This window comes from Pseudomonas sp. BN414, from assembly GCF_029871275.1.
Classification (GTDB): Bacteria; Pseudomonadota; Gammaproteobacteria; order Pseudomonadales; family Pseudomonadaceae; genus Metapseudomonas; species Metapseudomonas resinovorans_C.
The window spans coordinates 1-15,878 of the sequence record NZ_SSOL01000075.1 but is presented as its reverse complement, the minus strand read 5'-3'; the positions used below and the strand labels follow the sequence as shown (position 1 = coordinate 15,878).

Here is a 15,878-nt window from a genome sequence, read left to right as displayed (position 1 = left end):
TCAGAGGGTGCCGACGAGCCTCATCGACACCCTGCGATCCATCAACGCTCCAGCAGGATGCGCAGCATACGGCGCAGCGGTTCGGCAGCGCCCCAGAGCAACTGGTCGCCCACGGTGAAGGCGCCCAGGTACTGCGAACCCATGTTGAGCTTGCGCAGACGGCCGACCGGGACGGTCAGGGTACCGGTCACGGCAGTCGGAGTGAGTTCGCGCATGCTGATTTCGCGCTGGTTCGGGACCAGTTTCACCCAGGGATTGTGCTGGCTGATCATGCCTTCGATGTCGGCGATCGGCACATCCTTGTTCAGCTTGATGGTCAGCGCCTGGCTGTGGCAGCGCATGGCGCCGATGCGCACGCAGATGCCATCCACCGGGATCGGGCTCTTGAAGCGACCGAGGATCTTGTTGGTCTCAGCCTGGCCTTTCCACTCTTCGCGGCTCTGGCCGTTGGGCAGTTCCTTGTCGATCCAGGGGATCAGGCTGCCGGACAGGGGCACACCGAAGTTCTCGGTGGGGAAATCTTCGCCGCGCATGGCTTCAGCCACTTTGCGATCGATGTCGAGGATGGCACTGGCCGGGTTGGCCAGATCATCGGCGACCGCAGCATGGGTTGCGCCCATCTGCTTGATCAGTTCGCGCATGTTCTGCGCGCCGGCGCCGGAGGCCGCCTGATAGGTCATGGCGCTCATCCACTCGACCAGACCGGCTTCGAACAGGCCACCCAGGGCCATCAGCATCAGGCTGACGGTGCAGTTGCCGCCGATGTAGTTCTTGGTGCCGGCGTCCAGTTGCTGGTCGATGACCCGACGGTTGACCGGATCGAGCACGATCACCGCGTCATCCTGCATACGCAGGCTGGAGGCGGCGTCGATCCAGTAGCCCTGCCAACCGGCTTCACGCAGCTTGGGGAAAACTTCGTTGGTGTAGTCGCCACCCTGGCAGGTCAGGATCACATCGAGGGTCTTCAGCTCGTCGATGCTGTAGGCGTCCTTCAGCGGGGCAACGTCCTTGCCGACCGCGGGGCCCTGGCCACCGACATTGGAAGTAGTGAAGAACACCGGCTCGATCAGGTCGAAATCCCGCTCTTCCAGCATTCGCTGCATGAGCACGGAACCCACCATGCCGCGCCAACCGATCAGACCTACACGCTTCATGACAACTACACCTTTCGTGAAAAAGTGGGCCGCTGGTTTTCCAGCGGGCCCGACAGATTACAGATTCCGCAGTGCTGCGACCACAGCATCGCCCATTTCGCGGGTACCGACCTTGGCCGCACCGGCGGAGTAGATATCGCCCGTCCGCAGGCCCTGATCCAGCACCAGGCTGACGGCCTTCTCGATGGCGTCGGCAGCAGCGGTCTGGTTGAAGCTGTAGCGGAGCATCATCGATACGGAAAGTATGGTCGCCAATGGGTTGGCGATGCCCTGGCCGGCGATGTCCGGTGCCGAGCCGTGGCAGGGTTCGTACATGCCCTTGTTGTTCGAATCCAGCGAGGCGGAAGGCAGCATGCCGATGGAACCGGTGAGCATGGAAGCCTCATCCGACAGGATGTCGCCGAACATGTTGTCGGTAACCATCACGTCGAACTGCTTGGGCGCACGCACCAGTTGCATGGCGGCGTTGTCGACGTACATGTGGCTGAGCTCGACGTCCGGATAATCCTTGGCCACCTCTTCCACCACTTCGCGCCACAGCTGGCTGGAGGCCAGCACGTTGGCCTTGTCCACCGAGCAGAGCTTCTTGTCGCGCACGCGGGCCATGTCGAAACCAACGCGGGCAATGCGACGGATCTCGCTCTCGCTGTACGGCAGCGTGTCGTACGCCTGGCGCTCGCCGTTCTCCAGCACGCGCTGCTCACGGGGCTGGCCGAAGTAGATACCACCGGTCAGCTCGCGAACGATCAGGATGTTGAGGCCAGCGACCACTTCCGGCTTGAGGCTGGAGGCTTCGGCCAGTTGCGGATAAAGGATGGCCGGGCGCAGGTTGGCGAACAGGCCCAGTTGCGAGCGGATCTTCAGCAGGCCGCGCTCCGGGCGGATGTCGCGCTCGATCTTGTCCCATTTCGGACCGCCCACGGCGCCCAGAAGGACAGCATCGGCCTTGCGTGCACGTTCGAGGGTTTCGTCGGCCAGGGGCACGCCATGCTTGTCGATGGCGGCGCCGCCGATGACATCCTCGGTCAGTTCGAAGCCGAGTTGGAACTTGTCATTGGCAACTTCCAGCACCTTGACCGCTTCGGCCATGATCTCCGGGCCGATACCGTCGCCGGGGAGAATCAGAATCTGCTTGCTCATGCTTTCCTCTCGTTAGGCGCACTCCGCGCCATGCAATTCGTTCTAGCGTTCGGCCCAGAGCACCAGGACATCGGTACTGAAGGAGCCGTCCGCGGCAATCTCGAAATACTCGCGAACCTCATCGCCCACTGCGTTCTGCAAGGCCAGGATCGCCTCGCGAAACACCACCGGCGTGCGCATGCGCTCGACCCAGGACCTGTACTCCAGGCGCAGGCGCTGGCGGGTATGGCTTCGGGTAGCCAGACCGGCCTCGGCCACCTGGCGCAGCCACTCGGCGGGCGAGTAGTTGCGTACATGGCTGGTGTCGCGCAGCACTTCTACGGCCTGCAAGTGGGTGTCCAGCAATGGGCGGCCCGGCGAAGCGACGTCGATGAAGGCCGCCACGCCGCCCGGCTTCAGCACCCGACGCACTTCACGCAGGGCTACGCCCAGGTCGCTCCAGTGGTGCGCCGAATATCGGCTGAAGACGAAATCGAAGCTGGCATCGGCAAACGGCAGCGCTTCAGCCGCCCCTTGCTGCGTGACGACATTGCCGTGTCCACGCTGGGCAGCGGCACTCGCCACCACATCGAGCATCTGCGCGGAGAGATCGTACGCAACGACTTCGCCGACCAACGGCGCCACATTAAAGGCCACATGACCAGCACCGCAGCCGAGGTCGAGCACACGCGCATCGCGACGTCCGTCCACTTCAGCCTGCAGCAGGGCGAACTCGGTGCCCTGGGCATGCACAGCACTGCTCAGGTAGGCAGCGGCCTGTTCACCGAACTGACTCTGGACTACCTGTTCATGGGCCTTGTCGTTCACTTCATGCTCCTGGATATCAGGCGTCGCGGAACAGCCAGGGGTTGTCCTGGCGGTGTTTGCCTTCGAAGGTCTTGATCGCTTCGGCGTCCTGCAGGGTCAGGCCGATGTCGTCCAGACCATTGAGCAGGCAGTGCTTGCGGAACGCATCCACTTCGAAGCTGTACTGCTTGCCATCCGGACGGGTGACGGTCTGTGCGGCGAGGTCGACAGTCAGCTGGTAGCCCTCGGCGGCCTCGCACTGCTGGAAGAGTTCGTCGACTTCCTCGTCCTTCAGGATGATCGGCAGCAGGCCGTTCTTGAAGCTGTTGTTGAAGAAGATGTCGGCATAGCTCGGCGCAATGATGGCGCGGAAACCGTACTCCTCCAGCGCCCAGGGCGCGTGCTCACGGGAGGAGCCGCAACCGAAGTTCTCGCGAGCGAGCAGCACGCTGGCGCCCTGGTAGCGCGGGAAGTTCAGCACGAAGTCCTTGTTCACCGGACGCTTGGAGTTGTCCTGGTTGGGCTGCCCCACATCGAGGTAGCGCCATTCGTCGAACAGGTTGGGGCCGAAGCCGGTGCGTTTGATCGACTTGAGGAACTGCTTGGGAATGATCTGATCGGTATCGACGTTGGCGCGATCCAGCGGAGCGACGAGACCGGTGTGTTGGGTAAAGGCTTTCATCTCGACTCTCCTTCCTTACTTGAGCAGCTCGCGAACATCGACAAAACGGCCGGTCACCGCAGCAGCGGCGGCCATGGCCGGGCTGACCAGGTGGGTACGACCACCCGCGCCCTGACGACCCTCGAAGTTGCGGTTGGAGGTGGAGGCGCAATGCTCGCCACTCTCCAGGCGGTCCGGGTTCATTGCCAGGCACATGGAGCAGCCCGGCTCGCGCCATTCGAAGCCCGCCTCGAGGAAGATCTTGTCCAGGCCTTCCTTCTCGGCCTGTTGCTTGACCAGGCCGGAGCCCGGCACCACCAGCGCCTGTTTGACGGTGGCGGCGACTTTGCGGCCCTTGGCGACTTCTGCGGCAGCGCGCAGGTCTTCGATACGCGAGTTGGTGCAGGAACCGATGAAGACACGGTCCAGCTGGATATCGGTGATCGCCTGGTTGGCGGCGAGGCCCATGTACTTCAGCGCGCGCTCGATGGAACCGCGCTTGACCGGGTCGGCTTCAGCGGCCGGGTCCGGCACGCGCTGGTCGACCGGCAGCACCATCTCCGGCGAAGTACCCCAGCTCACCTGCGGCTTGATGTCTTCGGCACGCAGTTCGACCACGGTATCGAAATGCGCGTCGGCATCGGACACCAGGTCGCGCCAGGCGGCCACGGCCTTGTCCCAGTCAGCGCCCTTGGGCGCGAACGGACGGCCTTCGACGTAGGCAATGGTCTTTTCGTCCACCGCCACCAGGCCGACGCGGGCACCGGCTTCGATGGACATGTTGCAGATGGTCATGCGGCCTTCGACGGACAGGTCACGGATGGCGCTGCCAGCGAACTCCAGGGCATGGCCATTGCCGCCAGCGGTGCCGATCTTGCCGATAACGGCCAGAACGATGTCCTTCGCGGTAACGCCGGCGGGCAGTTTGCCCTCCACGCGCACCTGCATGTTTTTCATCTTCTTCGCCACCAGGCACTGGGTAGCCAGCACATGCTCGACCTCGGAGGTGCCGATGCCGTGGGCCAGCGCACCGAAAGCGCCATGGGTGGAAGTGTGCGAGTCACCGCAGACCACGGTCATCCCCGGCAGGGTGGCGCCCTGCTCCGGGCCAACCACGTGGACGATGCCCTGGCGCACGTCGTTCATCTTGAACTCGAGGATGCCGAAGTCATCGCAGTTCTCGTCCAGGGTCTTGACCTGGATGCGCGACACTTCATCGGCAATGGCTTCGAGGCCGCCCTGGCGCTCGGCGCGGGTGGTCGGCACGTTGTGGTCCGGAGTGGCGATGTTGGCGTCGATGCGCCAAGGCTTGCGACCCGCCAGACGCAGCCCTTCGAAGGCCTGCGGCGAGGTCACTTCGTGAAGGATGTGACGGTCGATGTAGATCAGCGACGAACCATCGTCGCGGCGCTTCACCTCGTGAGCATCCCAGAGCTTGTCGTAGAGCGTCTTGCCGGCCATCGTCAGGTCCTCATCAGCTTGTTTCTGTGCGCAGGGGTCGAAAGCCCCTTTTGCTTGTGGGGACGATCGTAGGGGCTTGCATCCAATAACTCAAATTCATATTTTTTATTTAAAGCATTCCACTAAGGAATGCATATCCTAGCGGCGCAACCCATGGAGCCCAGATATGGATTTGGCCAGCCTCAATGCTTTCATCGCCATCGCCGAGACCGGCAGCTTCTCCGAAGCCGGGGAACGCCTGCACCTGACCCAGCCTGCGGTGAGCAAGCGCATCGCCTCGCTGGAACAGCAGCTCAGTGTGCGCCTGTTTGACCGCCTGGGTCGCGAAGTAAGCCTGACCGAGGCCGGGCGCGCCCTGCTCCCGCGCGCCTACCAGATCCTCAATGTGCTGGATGACACCCGCCGCGCGCTGAGCAACCTGTCCGGCGATATCAGCGGTCGCCTGACCCTGGCCACCAGCCACCACATCGGCCTGCACCGACTGCCGCCGCTGCTGCGCGCCTTTACCCGCGCCTATCCTCAGGTCGCCCTGGACATCCAGTTCCTCGATTCGGAGGTGGCCTATGAGGAAATCCTCCACGGACGCGTGGAACTGGCGGTGATCACCCTCGCACCGGAAACCGCGCTGCCCGTGCAGGCGGTGCCGGTGTGGAACGACCCGCTGGATTTCGTCGCTGCGCCGGAACATCCCCTGGCCCGCGACAAGACCATCTTCCTGCCTGACGTGGCGCGGCATCCGGCGGTATTCCCGGGCGGCAACACTTTCACCCACCACATCGTCCGCCGCATGTTCGAGGCCGAAGGCCTGATGCCGAACATCGCCATGAGCACCAACTACATGGAGACCATCAAGATGATGGTTTCCATCGGCATCGCCTGGAGCGTGCTGCCGCGCACCATGCTCGACGACTCGGTGGTACGCCTGCCCCTGCAGGACATCCAGCTATCGCGCCAGCTCGGCTACATCCTGCATACCGAGCGCACCCTGTCCAACGCCGCCAAGGCCTTCATGGCGCTGCTGGACGCGCAACGCGACGACCTTGCATACCTGTGAAGGCAAAGATAAGTTGAGGCGCACACCATAAGAACAGGGTCGGGAAGGCGTCAGGCACATCCCCGCGATTCACCGACCCGAACATCTGCCCTATCGCCGGAAAGGGGCGCACATGCGCAAAGCCAGTGAGCCGAATCCTCCATTTCCCCATATTCCCGCCCTTGACCCTGTCGCCTTCGAGCAATCCTGGCAGGACGCTACCAGCCTGCTTGCAGCACTGAATGGCGCCCGACTCGGCGCCTGGTCGTGGGATATCGATACTGGCCGGGTCAGTTGGTCACGCGGTGCCCAGGCCCTGTTCGGGTTGGACCCGCGCCAGCCGCTCAGCGAACCGGTCGATTACATACAGCTGATTCCCGAAGACGAACGCGTCGAAGTGCTGCGCCAGTTCCAGGAAGCCCTTGCCGGGCGCCAGGCAGAGCGCGCCATGCGCCATCGCATTCGCTGGCCCGACGGCAGCCTGCACTGGCTGGAAATCAATGGCAGCCTGCAACCGCAAAGCAATGGGCAACGCCGCATGGTGGGCGTCATCCGGGACGTCACCCAACAACAGCAACGCGCCCAGGAACTGGTCAATTCGCAACAACGCTATTCCAGCCTCTTTCACCTGAGTCCCGACGTGGTGCTGCTGGTTCGCCTCAGCGACAGCCTGATAGTCGAAGCCAACCAGCATTTCGAAGACGTGCTGGGTTGGCCGGCAAGCGAAACCATTGGCCGCACCACCCTGGAACTGGGCATCTGGGAAGACCTCAGTCAGCGCGAATGGCTGCATTGCCACGCCCGTGGCAGTAGCTCGCCGGTGGCACAGGAGGTCAAGCTGCGCAGCCGCAGCGGCCGCATCCTCGATGGCCTGCTCTCCAGCCAGTATGTGGAACTGGAAGGCAAGCCGTACCTGATCAGCACCTTCCTCGACACCACCGAACGCAAGCGCGCGGAACATGCACTGCGCATCAGTGAAGAGAAGTTCGCCAAGGCGTTTCGCAGTACGCCGGAAGCCGTGGTGATCACTGATCGAGCCAGCGGCCTGTTCCTCGAGATCAATGTCGGCTTCGAGCGCCAGTTCGGCTGGAGCCAGGAAGAAACCATTGGCCGCAGCTCCCTGGAACTGGGCATCTGGGAAGACCCGATGCAGCGCCAGATGATGCTCGACACCTTGCAGCGTGACGGGCACCTCGACGAACTGGAAGTGAAGCTCCGGCGTCGGGATGGCAGTCGTGCCATCTGCCTGCTCTACGGCGAGGAGATCGAACTGAACGGCCGCACCTGCCTGGTGCTGACCGTCCACGACGTCACCCGCCAGCGCGCCCAGGAGCAGGCCCTCAAGGACAGTCAGGAGCGCCTCAATCTCGCGCTCGAATCGGCCGACCTCGGCACCTGGGACTGGCACATCGCCAATGGCACGCTGTACGGCTCTGCCCGCGCATCGGCCCTTCACGGATTGGCCAAGGAGCCCTTCGAAGGCGAGTTCCGCGACTTCTTCGTATGCGTACCGGAAGAAGACCGCCAGAGCATGCGCCGCGCCTACCAGGGACTTCTGGACGGCCACGAGAACGACTATCAGGTGACCTACCGAACGCGCTTCGCCAACGGCGAAGTGCATTACCTGGAAAGCACCGCCAAGCTCTATCGCGATGAACTGGGCCGACCACAGCGGATGACCGGTATTCTCATGGATATCAGCGAGCGCGTCCGCCGCGAGCAACGCCTGGCGGCTTCGGAAGAAAAGTTCGTCACCCTGTTCCAGGCTAGCCCCGACCCCATTTGCGTTTCGCGCATTCGCGATGGGCAGTTCATCGAGATCAACCCGAGCTTCAGCGAGGTGTTCGGCTGGCAGCCGGAGCAGATCGTCGGCCGCAGCGCGCCGGACATCCAGTTCTGGGCAGACCCCGACCAGCGCTCGCGGCTGTTTGGAGAGTTGCTCCGCGACCAGGGGTTGGACAACGTGGAAGCGCGCTTCCTGACCCGCGATGGTCGACTGCTGACCTGTGTGGTTTCCAGCCGGTTCATCCGTGTCGAACGCCAGCTCTGCATCACCACGACCTTCCGCGACATCACCGCGCGCCAACAGGCCGAGGCCGCGCTGAAGGCCAGCCAGGAGAAATTCGCCAAGGCGTTCCACTCCAGTCCTGACGCCATCACTATCACCGAGCGCGAATCCGGCCGTTACATCGAGGTCAACGAAGGCTTCAGTCGCCTGACCGGCTACCGCACCGACGAGGTGCTGGGCCGCACCGCCAGTGAAATGAACATCTGGGCCGATCCGACAGAACGCGAGCATCTGCTCGAGCTGATCGCACGCAATGGCCGCGTCCACCACCTGGAGATGCTCGGGCAGCATCGCGACGGCAGCCAGAAGGTGGTGGAAGTCTCGGTGGAACAGATCGATCTGGACGGCACGCCCTGTCTGCTGCTGACCGCGCGGGATATCAGTGCGCTCAAGGACGCGCAAGCGCAAATCCAGCACCTGGCCTACCACGACCCGCTGACCAACCTGCCCAACCGCGCCCTGCTGACCGATCGACTGACCCAGCAGATTGCCTTGTTGCAACGCCACCACATGCGCGGCGCCCTGCTCTTCCTCGACCTCGACCACTTCAAGCACATCAACGACTCGCTCGGCCATCCCGTTGGCGACGCCGTGTTGATGATGGTCACCGCCCGCCTGGAAGCCAGCGTGCGACTGGAAGACACCGTGGCACGCCTCGGCGGTGATGAATTCGTAGTGCTGCTCACCGGGCTCGAAGGCAAACGCTCGGAAGTCACCCGCCAGGTTCGCGAGATTGCCGACAAACTGCGCAAGCTGCTGGCCGAACCCATGCTGCTCGATGGCCATCGCCTCCAGGTCACTCCCAGCATCGGCATCGCCCTGATTCCGGACCACGGCGCGAGCCCCGCGGATTTGCTCAAGCGCGCCGACATCGCCCTTTACCGCGCCAAGGATTCGGGGCGGAACGCCATCCAGATTTTCCGCAGCACCATGCAGGAGGCAGCCAGCGAACGCCTGCGCCTGGAGAACGACCTGCGCCAGGCCCTGGCCCGTGGGGAGTTCGAGCTGCACTTCCAGCCCCAGGTGGATGCCCGCAACAACCGCGTGGTGGGCGCGGAGGCCCTGCTCCGCTGGCAGCATCCGACGCTTGGCCAACAGTCTCCCGGCCAGTTCATCCAGGTCCTGGAAGAAAGCGGCCTGATCCTGGAAGTGGGCGCCTGGGTGCTGGATGAAGCGTGCAACGCCTGCGAGCAGCTGACGGCGGAGGGGCTGGTCGCAGCCGGAGCATTCAGCCTGTGCGTGAACATCAGCCCACGACAGTTCCGCCAGAGCGATTTCGTCGAGCGGGTTGAACGCACCCTGCAACGGAGCCAACTGCCCGCCCAGCTGCTGAAACTGGAGGTCACCGAAGGCATCGTCATCCAGAACATCGAGGACACCATCGGCAAGATGCGGCGCCTGAAGAAGCTTGGCGCCAGCTTCGCAATGGATGACTTCGGCACCGGCTACTCGTCCTTGACCTACCTGAAGCGGTTACCGGTCGACGCGCTGAAGATCGATCAGTCCTTCGTTCGCGACGCCACCCAGGCCCCCAACGACGCCGAGATCATTCGAGCGATCGTCGCCATGGCGCGCAGCCTGGGGCTGGAAATCATCGCCGAGGGCGTGGAACGCGACGAGCAACTGACCTTCCTCGAGCAACAGGGCTGCTACCTGTACCAGGGTTACCTGTACAGCAAGCCGGTGCCGCTGGCGGAGTTCCGCGCCCTGTTGGCACACAGCCAGCAACGACCTTCACCCGTCTGAAGTCGGCACAAAAAAGGGCGCCCGCAGGCGCCCTCTCTTTTTTTTGGGGGGGAAGCCAGGAGATCAGTTCTCCAGCACTGCACGGTGCCCGTTGATCGGGATGCGCTTGGCCTTGGCCTCTTCCGGCACTACGCGTACCAGGTCGACGTTCAGCAGGCCGTTCTGCAACGCAGCAGCCTTGACTTCGATGTGGTCGGCCAGGCGGAAGGACAGCTTGAAAGCGCGCTGGGCGATGCCGTGATGCAGATAGGTGACGGACTCGTCGCTCTTCTCGCGCTTGCCGCCACCGACAGTCAGCACACCGCGCTCAACCTGGAGCTCCAGGTCTTCTTCCTGGAAGCCGGCCACGGCAATGACGATACGGTACTGGTCGTCACCGCGCTTCTCGACGTTGTAGGGCGGATAGGTGCTGCCACTCTCATTGCGCAGGGCGGATTCGAACAGGTCGTTGAAGCGGTCGAAGCCCACGGAATGACGGAACAGAGGGGCAAGGGAAAATGCAGTGCTCATGAAAATCTCCTGAATAATCAGCAAGTGGTTCAAGTGCGGGACCCGACTTCGGCATCCCGCAGTACCCTAGATTGGGACAGCCGAAAACATTTCAAGCCCCGAAGGAACTCCCATGCAGAAAGTCATGCTGATCACGGGCGCCAGCCGCGGCATCGGCGCCGCCACGGCCCGCCTCGCAGCACAACGCGGTTATGCCCTGGGTATCAACTACCGACAGCAGCAGGAAGCAGCCGAAACCCTGGCGCGTGAAATCGAGTCCGCCGGCGGTCGCGCCCTCCTCCTGCGCGCGGATGTCGGTGATGAATCCCAGGTGATGGACATGTTCGAACGCCTGGACCAGGAATTCGGGCGGCTGGATGTGCTGGTCAACAACGCCGGCATGCTGGAGCGCCAGATGCGCCTGGAGGACATGGACGCGGCTCGTTTCGAGCGGGTACTGCGGGCCAATGTGGTGGGCAGCTTCCTTTGCGCGCGGGAAGCCATCAAGCGCATGTCGACGCGGCATGGCGGCCAGGGCGGCGCTATCGTCAACCTGTCATCCATTGCCGCGCGCATCGGTGCGCCCAATGAGTACATCGACTACGCAGCGGCCAAGGGGGCCGTCGACAGCATGACCCTGGGGCTGGCCAAGGAGCTGGCGGCGGAAGGGATTCGCGTCAATGCGGTGCGCCCTGGCGTGATACGTACCGAAATCCACGCCAGCGGCGGCGAGCCGGACCGGGTCGAGCGGGTGCGCCAGTCGGTGCCCATGGGCAGAGGTGGCGAAGCGGAGGAAGTGGCTGCAGCGATTCTCTGGCTGGCCAGCGAGGAAGCGTCCTATACCAGCGGCAGCTTCCTCGATGTCGCTGGCGGCCGCTAGGCGCAGACGGCTTCAGTCCATTCCCGTTGCAGGTCCGGAACGCCAAGCAAGGCGTCGATCCGGGCGCAGTCATTCTCCCGGCGCACCTCGGCGAATAGCGCGACCGCTTCGGGATAGCTGCGAGTGAGCATGCCCAGCCACTGCTTCAGGCGCCCTGGCGCATAGCGCGGAGCGAGCTTGCGCCGGGCCTGACGCCAGAAATCCTGAAGCATCGGCTGAAGCTCCGCCCAGGTCATTTCCACCACCGGCTCTCCGGCGCGCGCCGCAGCGATCTGCCGCGCCAGATCCGGTCGCGACACAAGGCCACGACCCAGCATGATGTCTTCCACGCCACTCACTTCGCGGCAGCGGCGCCAATCAGCCAGGGTCCAGACCTCGCCGTTGGCGAACACCGGGACCTTGACCGTGTCCTGCACCTGCGCCACCCATTCCCAATGCGCTGGCGGCTTGTAGCCTTCAATCTTGGTCCGCGCATGCACCACGATCTGCTGCGCACCGCCGTCGGCCAGCGCGCGTGCGCAATCCAGGGCACCATCGGGGCTGTCGAAACCGAGGCGCATCTTCGCAGTCACCGGAATATCCGCGGGGACGGCACGGCGCACCTCGCGGACGATGGCATGGAGCAGTTCGGGCTCCTTGAGCAGCACCGCGCCGCCGCGCGACTTGTTCACCGTCTTGGCCGGGCAACCGAAGTTAAGGTCGATCACTGGCGCGCCGAGCTCGCAGGCAAAGGCCGCGTTTTCCGCCAGGCAAACCGGGTCGGAACCCAGCAATTGCACGCGCATGGGTGTACCGGCGCGAGTGCGGGCACCATCGGCCAGTTCGGGGGCCAACTTCTCGAAGGTGCTGGCCGCCAACAGGCGGTCGCAAACCCGGATGAATTCGGTCACGCACCAGTCGATGCCACCGACACGGGTCAGCACATCGCGAAGGATTTCGTCGACCAGCCCTTCCATCGGGGCCAGGGCGATTTGCATGGATGACAGGCTCACAGGAAAAAGGCGCGTAGTTTACGCAGCATGACGGACGGCGAATATCCCGGGGAGCATCCAGCTGGACTGGTGGTCGAAATTTCTCCGATTCAGCGCAGGAGAAACGCCACGATGAATTCGCTCGTACCCGTCCTTGCCGCACTCACGCTGGCTTCCACTGTGGTTTTCGCCGCCAGCGAGGCGATCCTGGCGTCGCCGCGGCGACCGGTACCGGACGCCATTGGCGAACTCCTGATCAGCCGCGATGAAAACAGCCCGAATGCCTGCGACATCGACCTTTACGTGCAGAACGAACTCGTGGCGAAGATAGCGCCCGGCCAGTCGGTGAGCATTCCGGTACCCGCGGGCGAGGTCGCGCTGAGAGTGGCGCAGAGCGGTTCCGGCAACTGTGCCGGGCTGTTTGCCGGCGACCCGCAGTCGGCCCTCTTCAAACCCGGCGAAGTCCGTCACTTTCGTATCGTCCAGGACCAGCACGAGGTGTTCCTCGCGCCGGTAGAGGGGTGAGCCTCAGAGCTCCAGCGGAAATGGCGGCTGCAGGGCCTGGCCATACCCTTCGACGAACTCCGTCGGCATACGCTTCGGCCTGCCGGAGGAGAGCTCGATGCAGACGAAAGTGGTCTTCGCCCGCAGCAGGGTGGCGCCATCTTCCGGTCGCACCAGCTGGAAGCGCCGATCCATCTTCAGGCGCTGATCCGACTCCACGATCCAGGTAGCCATCTGCAGCTCCTGGCCCTCGTAGGCAGCGGCAAGGTAGTCGATCTCATGTCGCAGCACTGCCATGGCGCGGTCCAGCCGGCGGTATTCGGCCAGGTCCAGCCCCAGGTTCTGGGAGTGCCGCCAGGCACAACGTTCCAGCCAACTGACGTATACGGCGTTGTTGGCATGACCAAGGCCGTCGATGTCGTCGGCACCTACCTTGATATCGATGACGAAGGGATTGGGCATGTCCCAGTTCATGGATGCTGCTCCAAGTTGCTGGCCAGTTCGCGGGCCTCGGTGGCGAGTTGAGTGATCTGGTCCCAGGCGCGGGCACGGATCAGGCTCGAGGGCGCGATCCATGTGCCCCCCACGCAGGCCACATTGGGCAGGCGCAGGAAACTGGGCAGATTGTCGGGGGTCACGCCGCCGGTAGGGCAGAAACGGATGCCAGTGAACGGCCCCTTGAGGCTTTTCAGCATCTTCACGCTGCCATTTCCGTTGGCCGGGAAGAGCTTGAGCGAGCGATAGCCGTACTCCAGCGCCAGCAACACTTCGGAGGGGGTCATCACACCTGGCAGGTACGGCAGGCCGGAATCCTCGGCGGCCGCCGCGAGACGCTCGGTACATCCGGGGCTGACGGCAAAATGCGCCCCGGCATCGCGCGCCTCGAGGAATTGTTCGGTGTGGATCAAGGTGCCAGCGCCCACCAGCAGGTCCGGGAACTCCTTGCGGATTGCCGCCAGCGCATCCAGCGCCCGCGGCGTACGCAAGGTCACCTCCAGCACTTCGACGCCGCCAGCGCTCAGTGCCCCGGCGAGGTCCAGGGCCAGCCCGGTATCCTCGATCACCAGCACGGGCAGAACCGGTCGCGCCCGCTGCAGCACCACATCCATCGTCAGGCTCATGTCAGTTCTCCACATTGCAAGGTCCCCGGCTCATTGTCGCAAGCGACCTTAGCGAGCCGTTGAACGTTGGAAGTAGAGCACTGTCGGCAGGTCACCTGCCAGCCTCAACGCAGAGCTTCTGTCGCGATGCGGACATCCTGAACCTGTTCCAGCAGGGTGAGCACGGCCTGGATCACCCGGGTATCGGCGAGCAGGCGCTGGTGGCCACCCTGCTCCAGTCTCAGCAACTGGCTGTCGAACCACGCATCATGAATGACCTGGCTATCGGCGACCGGCACCAACAGGTCGTCCTCGGCATGCACGACCAGCCCCGGTATTTCCAGCTGATAGCGTTCCACGTCGAGATGGGCAACGGGTATGCCCGCGTGCCGCTCCACCTGGCTGACGAAATGTGCTCGCGCTTTTGTCGGCAGCCCCATCATTCGCGCGAAGCTACGCAGCGGTCCAAGGATTCGGCTGGGGCCCGAGATGCTCACCAGGGCCTTGGCTCGCAACCCCATCTGGCTGGCCAACAGGACACTTGCAGCGCCCATGGAGTGACCAATCACCGCATGCAGCGGCGGCAGCTCTCCTGCGGCTTCCAGCAACGCCCGCGCGAAAAGCACCACATTCGCTTCGTGCCCGGGCGAGCGCCCATGGGCGGGACCATCCAGCGCCACCACACCATAGCCGGCCGCCACCAGTGCCTCGATCAGGCTGGCGAACTGGGTGGGGCGCCCTTCCCAACCATGCATCAGCAAGACGGTGGGACCGCTCCCCCAGCGCAGCGCGGATAGACCGAAGCGCAGGGTGATCCGTTCGGAGCTGCCAAGCAGTTGCATCTCCCATTCCCGCGGCGCCCGGTTGCGGGGCGTCATGAATTGGCGACGCGTGCGCCGGGCGACAGCCTGTGGCGCCAGACGACCAAGGGTGGCGTTCACGCCGCGAATGAGGCTCAGGCTATTCATCATCTGGCTCCTTAAATGACCGCCGACTTGGCGGCACGCAATACTCGATCGGACAGATCACCCTCGCCCAAGGCCCGCGCCAGCGCCAGGCCACCGACCATCAGCGCGATGTCGGCAAGTGCCTTATCGACCTCCTCGGGGCTGTCGCACATCCTGGCGCTGAGCACCTCCAGGTGTTCCGCCAACAGCTCCCGGTACGTTCCCGGCAACTGCGCCATCGCACTCAGGGAACTGGGTAGCGGACAACCGGAGCGAGTGGCATCCCGGTGTTTCCGTGACAGGTAGAAACCCGCAGCAAGCGCACGCCGCTCAGCACCAGGGAGGCCCTGATCAATCAACGCCACGAGATCCCGGCGCTTTCGCAGCAGTTGCTCGAACACCTCCAGCATCAGGGCATCCTTGCTGGCGAAATGAGCGTAGAAACCGCCCACCGTCAGCCCGGCGGCCCCCATCACATCTGCGACGCCCGGTTCTTGCGGACCATGCTGCAACATGGCCGAGGCAGCCGCCTGAAGGATGCGCTCTCGGGTTTGGGCTTTCTTCTCGCTCATGTCAGCCTCCTTTCGAATTACAGTCATAATATTATTTTTGTAATACAAAATGGCAAGCTGGCTGGGAAGCCATTCGTCGGCACGGAAAAAAAGGGGCGAAAAAACAAAAGGGCCATCCCAAACTGGAATGACCCTTGAAAGCCCGCAAAGCGGGAAATGAAAAGTGGCGTCCCCTAGGGGACTCGAACCCCTGTTACCGCCGTGAAAGGGCGGTGTCCTAGGCCACTAGACGAAGGGGACAAAACCTTCGAACAGCAGGGCCAGCACTTAGGCTGGCCCTGAGTGATGCACTTGGCATCGATTTGGTGGAGCTAGACGGGATCGAACCGTCGACCTCTTGCATGCCATGCAAGCGCTCTCCCAGCT

15 protein-coding genes and 1 tRNA gene are annotated in these 15,878 nt (G+C 63.5%); 4 read left to right on the top strand and 12 right to left on the bottom strand.

Annotation, left to right across the window (positions count from 1 at the left end):
• Window positions 1-41: 41 nt before the first annotated feature.
• Genes asd through leuC form a run of 5 tightly spaced genes read right to left on the bottom strand, consistent with a single transcriptional unit; the run spans window position 42 to window position 5,202 of the window.
• The gene (asd, locus tag E8E95_RS22610) at window positions 42-1,154 is read right to left on the bottom strand and encodes an aspartate-semialdehyde dehydrogenase (RefSeq protein ID WP_179057874.1); all 1,113 of its coding nucleotides are present in this window, start codon (window positions 1,152-1,154) and stop codon (window positions 42-44) included.
• 57 nt (window positions 1,155-1,211) lie between these two features.
• Window positions 1,212-2,294, bottom strand: a complete 1,083-nt coding sequence (leuB, locus tag E8E95_RS22605; RefSeq protein WP_280354053.1) for a 3-isopropylmalate dehydrogenase — start codon at window positions 2,292-2,294, stop codon at window positions 1,212-1,214.
• A 42-nt stretch (window positions 2,295-2,336) separates the two neighbouring features.
• Window positions 2,337-3,101 carry a class I SAM-dependent methyltransferase gene (locus E8E95_RS22600; RefSeq protein ID WP_280354051.1) on the bottom strand — a complete coding sequence of 255 codons (765 nt, stop codon included), beginning with the start codon at window positions 3,099-3,101 and terminating at the stop codon, window positions 2,337-2,339.
• Window positions 3,102-3,117: 16 nt separating this feature from the next.
• A complete protein-coding gene (gene leuD, locus E8E95_RS22595) occupies window positions 3,118-3,762 on the bottom strand; it encodes a 3-isopropylmalate dehydratase small subunit (RefSeq protein WP_280354049.1) in 645 nt (214 codons plus the stop codon).
• A gap of 15 nt (window positions 3,763-3,777) precedes the next feature.
• Entirely contained in the window at window positions 3,778-5,202 is a 1,425-nt protein-coding gene (gene leuC, locus E8E95_RS22590; RefSeq protein ID WP_280354048.1) for a 3-isopropylmalate dehydratase large subunit, read from the bottom strand.
• 166 nt (window positions 5,203-5,368) lie between these two features.
• On the opposite strand from leuC, the gene E8E95_RS22585 reads away from it, so the two are divergent.
• Both E8E95_RS22585 and E8E95_RS22580 read left to right on the top strand, forming a co-directional pair.
• The gene (locus E8E95_RS22585) at window positions 5,369-6,256 is read left to right on the top strand and encodes a LysR family transcriptional regulator (RefSeq protein ID WP_077525439.1); all 888 of its coding nucleotides are present in this window, start codon (window positions 5,369-5,371) and stop codon (window positions 6,254-6,256) included.
• A gap of 112 nt (window positions 6,257-6,368) precedes the next feature.
• Window positions 6,369-10,049 carry a PAS domain S-box protein gene (locus tag E8E95_RS22580; RefSeq protein WP_280354045.1) on the top strand — a complete coding sequence of 1,227 codons (3,681 nt, stop codon included), beginning with the start codon at window positions 6,369-6,371 and terminating at the stop codon, window positions 10,047-10,049.
• A 63-nt stretch (window positions 10,050-10,112) separates the two neighbouring features.
• Here the strand turns inward: E8E95_RS22580 and E8E95_RS22575 are convergent, their stop codons facing one another.
• A complete protein-coding gene (locus tag E8E95_RS22575) occupies window positions 10,113-10,559 on the bottom strand; it encodes an Hsp20 family protein (RefSeq protein ID WP_280354044.1) in 447 nt (148 codons plus the stop codon).
• Between the two features lie 112 nt (window positions 10,560-10,671).
• Here E8E95_RS22575 and E8E95_RS22570 point away from each other — a divergent pair, with 112 nt between their 5' ends.
• A complete protein-coding gene (locus E8E95_RS22570) occupies window positions 10,672-11,418 on the top strand; it encodes an SDR family oxidoreductase (protein ID WP_280354043.1) in 747 nt (248 codons plus the stop codon).
• Here the strand turns inward: E8E95_RS22570 and E8E95_RS22565 are convergent.
• Window positions 11,415-12,395, bottom strand: a complete 981-nt coding sequence (locus E8E95_RS22565; RefSeq protein WP_280354041.1) for a tRNA-dihydrouridine synthase — start codon at window positions 12,393-12,395, stop codon at window positions 11,415-11,417. The genes E8E95_RS22570 and E8E95_RS22565 overlap by 4 nt on opposite strands.
• Window positions 12,396-12,521: 126 nt before the next feature.
• Here E8E95_RS22565 and E8E95_RS22560 point away from each other — a divergent pair, with 126 nt between their 5' ends.
• The gene (locus tag E8E95_RS22560) at window positions 12,522-12,914 is read left to right on the top strand and encodes a hypothetical protein (protein ID WP_280354040.1); all 393 of its coding nucleotides are present in this window, start codon (window positions 12,522-12,524) and stop codon (window positions 12,912-12,914) included.
• A gap of 3 nt (window positions 12,915-12,917) precedes the next feature.
• Here E8E95_RS22560 and E8E95_RS22555 read toward each other — a convergent pair whose 3' ends face one another.
• From E8E95_RS22555 to E8E95_RS22535, 5 genes are all read right to left on the bottom strand, one after another.
• On the bottom strand, window positions 12,918-13,367 hold the full coding sequence (locus tag E8E95_RS22555; protein WP_179057864.1) for a thioesterase family protein: 450 nt from the start codon (window positions 13,365-13,367) through the stop codon (window positions 12,918-12,920).
• On the bottom strand, window positions 13,364-14,014 hold the full coding sequence (locus E8E95_RS22550) for a bifunctional 4-hydroxy-2-oxoglutarate aldolase/2-dehydro-3-deoxy-phosphogluconate aldolase (RefSeq protein WP_077525284.1): 651 nt from the start codon (window positions 14,012-14,014) through the stop codon (window positions 13,364-13,366). Before E8E95_RS22550 ends, E8E95_RS22555 begins: the two co-directional genes overlap by 4 nt.
• A 104-nt stretch (window positions 14,015-14,118) precedes the next feature.
• Complete coding sequence (locus E8E95_RS22545) at window positions 14,119-14,961, bottom strand: alpha/beta fold hydrolase (protein WP_280354035.1); 843 nt, start codon at window positions 14,959-14,961, stop codon at window positions 14,119-14,121.
• Window positions 14,962-14,972: 11 nt separating this feature from the next.
• Window positions 14,973-15,512 (bottom strand): TetR/AcrR family transcriptional regulator, encoded by a 540-nt coding sequence (locus E8E95_RS22540; RefSeq protein ID WP_280354033.1) that lies wholly within the window; start codon window positions 15,510-15,512, stop codon window positions 14,973-14,975.
• Window positions 15,513-15,676: 164 nt separating this feature from the next.
• Window positions 15,677-15,752: transfer RNA gene (locus E8E95_RS22535), tRNA-Glu, on the bottom strand.
• Window positions 15,753-15,878: the final 126 nt, after the last annotated feature.

Coding starts and splice junctions, on each gene's coding strand:
- E8E95_RS22570 (WP_280354043.1), top strand. CDS start 10,672: ATGCAGAAAGTCATGCTGATCACGGGCGCCAGCCGCGGCATCGGCGCC.
- E8E95_RS22540 (WP_280354033.1), bottom strand. CDS start 15,512: ATGAGCGAGAAGAAAGCCCAAACCCGAGAGCGCATCCTTCAGGCGGCT.
- leuD (WP_280354049.1), bottom strand. CDS start 3,762: ATGAAAGCCTTTACCCAACACACCGGTCTCGTCGCTCCGCTGGATCGC.
- E8E95_RS22565 (WP_280354041.1), bottom strand. CDS start 12,395: ATGCAAATCGCCCTGGCCCCGATGGAAGGGCTGGTCGACGAAATCCTT.
- E8E95_RS22585 (WP_077525439.1), top strand. CDS start 5,369: ATGGATTTGGCCAGCCTCAATGCTTTCATCGCCATCGCCGAGACCGGC.
- E8E95_RS22545 (WP_280354035.1), bottom strand. CDS start 14,961: ATGAATAGCCTGAGCCTCATTCGCGGCGTGAACGCCACCCTTGGTCGT.
- E8E95_RS22550 (WP_077525284.1), bottom strand. CDS start 14,014: ATGAGCCTGACGATGGATGTGGTGCTGCAGCGGGCGCGACCGGTTCTG.
- E8E95_RS22580 (WP_280354045.1), top strand. CDS start 6,369: ATGCGCAAAGCCAGTGAGCCGAATCCTCCATTTCCCCATATTCCCGCC.
- E8E95_RS22560 (WP_280354040.1), top strand. CDS start 12,522: ATGAATTCGCTCGTACCCGTCCTTGCCGCACTCACGCTGGCTTCCACT.
- leuB (WP_280354053.1), bottom strand. CDS start 2,294: ATGAGCAAGCAGATTCTGATTCTCCCCGGCGACGGTATCGGCCCGGAG.
- E8E95_RS22555 (WP_179057864.1), bottom strand. CDS start 13,367: ATGAACTGGGACATGCCCAATCCCTTCGTCATCGATATCAAGGTAGGT.
- leuC (WP_280354048.1), bottom strand. CDS start 5,202: ATGGCCGGCAAGACGCTCTACGACAAGCTCTGGGATGCTCACGAGGTG.
- asd (WP_179057874.1), bottom strand. CDS start 1,154: ATGAAGCGTGTAGGTCTGATCGGTTGGCGCGGCATGGTGGGTTCCGTG.
- E8E95_RS22575 (WP_280354044.1), bottom strand. CDS start 10,559: ATGAGCACTGCATTTTCCCTTGCCCCTCTGTTCCGTCATTCCGTGGGC.